A 2,366-nucleotide genomic window follows, 5' to 3' on the forward strand; every position below is an offset into this window, starting at 1 on the left:
GGGGTCATCATCGCGCGCGACCTCGCCGAGGCGAAGGACGCGGTCCGCTCGATCATGGAGGACAAGCTCTTCGGCGCGTCGGGCAACCGCATCGTCGTCGAGGAATTCCTGACCGGTCCCGAGGTGAGCGTGCTCGCCTTCTGCGACGGGGACACGGTGGCGCCGATGGTCTCGTCGATGGACCACAAGCGCGCCTATGACGGGGACGAGGGTCCCAACACGGGCGGCATGGGCACCGTCGCGCCCAACGCCTGCTACACCCCGGAGATCGCCGCCGAGTGCATGGAGCGTATCTTCAAGCCCACCCTCGCAGCGATGCGGGCGGAGGGCTGCCCCTTCTCGGGATGCCTCTATTTCGGGCTCATGCTCACGCCGGACGGCCCGAAGGTGATCGAGTACAACTGCCGCTTCGGCGATCCCGAGACGCAGGTGGTGCTGCCGCTGCTCAAAACCGACCTGCTGGAGATCATGCTGGCGATCGACGAACACCGGCTCGGGGAGCTTCCGGTGGAATTTTCCGGTAAAAACGCGGCGTGCGTCGTGCTCGCGAGCGGCGGCTACCCGCTCAAGTACCGGACAGGTCTGGCGATCGAAGGGCTCGGCGCGGACGGGCAGGTCCCGGGCGCGACCGTCTACCACGCGGGCACCCGGCTTGAGGACGGTGTCTACAGGACGGCGGGCGGCCGTGTGCTGGGGATCACCTGCACGGCCCCGACCGCCGAAGAGGCGCTGCAAAACGCCTACCGCGCGGCGGAGGGCGTCCGGTTCGAGGGCGTGCATTTCCGCCGGGACATCGGCGCGCGCAACCACAGGTAACAAAAAAAGGAAGGCCGCAAGCGGCCTTCCTTTTTTGGCGCGCGGCCGCCCGCCCGCATAGACTGTAGGGGAGGTGGTGCGCATGGCGACAGGTTCGGAAGGCGTGGTCGGAGCCGCGGGGATCGAAGGGGTGTTCGTCTCGGACGCGCAGGCCAACCGCGCCGCGCAGGCGGCGGCGGAAGCCGCGGGGCAGGCCTCCCCGGCGGGGCCGCTCTCCGCCACGGGCCCAACGGGCTCCACCGGTTCCACGCGGCCCACCGGGCCGCAGGCCCAGAGCGGCCAGGGCGCGCAGTTCGTCTATGCGGCGGCGACCGTCGCGAACGTGCTCTGCGACAACCTGACGCAGACGCAGATCAACCTGCTGGCGAACTTTCTGTCGGTGGTGACCACCTGCGTCTACGCGATCCTGACGGTGGAGAACCCGACCGACGTGCTCGAGGCGTGACGAATGTTGCACTTTTCCGCGATGCTTGTTATAATGTGTGCATTGGCTTTGCCGACGCACACATTCTTTTTTGGATTCTTTCCAAATCATGTGCAGTAAATTGCAGCTTTCCCTTCACTATATCAGTGAACCGTTTGCAAGAAAATGGTGGTAAATGAAGATGGTTGTTGACGTTACGGCGGTGCGTGAGGCCCGCCTCGGAGACAAGGATAGTTTTGCAAGGGTTTATCAGCAGATCGCTGATGACCTTTATCGTGTTGCGCTCTATTCGCTGGGCAATGCCCATGACGCGCAGGACGTGGTAAGCGAAACCTTTATCGAGGCGTTCAAGGGCATCAAGAACCTGCGGGACGACAACAGCTTCCGGCCGTGGATTATGCGGATCCTCTCGATCCGCTGCAAGCGGAAGATCGGACAGTATATCTCGGGGCGCAGCGAGCTGGATATCGACGATTTCCTCGACCTCACCGAGGAAGGAGAGGGCGTGGAGGAGCACTCCACCCAGAAGCTCGCGCTCGTGGCCGCGCTGGAGACCCTCACGCCGCAGGAGCGCCAGATCATCGCGCTGGCGGTGGTGCAGGGTTACACGGTGCGCGAGACTGCCGAAATCCTGGGAGCGCCGCAGGGCACCGTGAGCTCCAAGCTGCACCGGACGCTCAAAAAACTGCGCGCCCAGCTGGAAAAATAACCCGAAAGGAGTGAATGTGCGTGAAGCCCGACAGACAGGAAGAGCTGCAGGAATCGCTGGATTTTCTGCGCGGCAGGTTCGAGGAACTGAATCGTGACATCAAGCTGCCACATTCACTCGACGCGGAGGTGCTGCGCGCGCGGCTGGAGGAGATCGGGGAGGCCCCGGAGGAAAAATCCGGGAAGGTTCTCCGGTGGCGCGCGGCCGCGAGCGTCGCGGCCTGCCTTGTGGTGGTGCTTGGCGCGGTCTGGTTTTTGAATTCGGGCGCGGCGAAATCCGCCGACCTGCTCGGCGGCCCCGCTTCGACAGAGACGGCCCCGGCGGAGACGGCGGCGGCCAACATGGCCCCGGCCCCGGCTGCGGCCGCGCCGTCCGAGGAGGCCGTGCCGATGCTGGCGTCCGCGGCTTACGGCGGGG

At 65.1% G+C, this 2,366-nt stretch carries 4 protein-coding genes; all 4 read left to right on the forward strand.

What is annotated here, in order from left to right:
* A partial coding sequence (purD, locus tag RDM88_RS12635) for a phosphoribosylamine--glycine ligase (RefSeq protein WP_308755177.1) occupies window positions 1-816 on the forward strand: 816 nt, incomplete at its 5' end.
* An 82-nt stretch (window positions 817-898) separates the two neighbouring features.
* Window positions 899-1,261, forward strand: a complete 363-nt coding sequence (locus tag RDM88_RS12640) for a hypothetical protein (RefSeq protein WP_308755178.1) — start codon at window positions 899-901, stop codon at window positions 1,259-1,261.
* A 160-nt stretch (window positions 1,262-1,421) separates the two neighbouring features.
* Window positions 1,422-1,949 (forward strand): sigma-70 family RNA polymerase sigma factor, encoded by a 528-nt coding sequence (locus tag RDM88_RS12645; RefSeq protein WP_308755179.1) that lies wholly within the window; start codon window positions 1,422-1,424, stop codon window positions 1,947-1,949.
* A gap of 20 nt (window positions 1,950-1,969) precedes the next feature.
* Window positions 1,970-2,366, forward strand: a 397-nt coding sequence (locus tag RDM88_RS12650; RefSeq protein ID WP_308755180.1) for a hypothetical protein, incomplete at its 3' end; no start/stop codon positions are given.

Source organism: uncultured Anaerotruncus sp. (assembly GCF_902490045.1).
Taxonomy (GTDB): domain Bacteria; phylum Bacillota; class Clostridia; order Oscillospirales; family Ruminococcaceae; genus Anaerotruncus.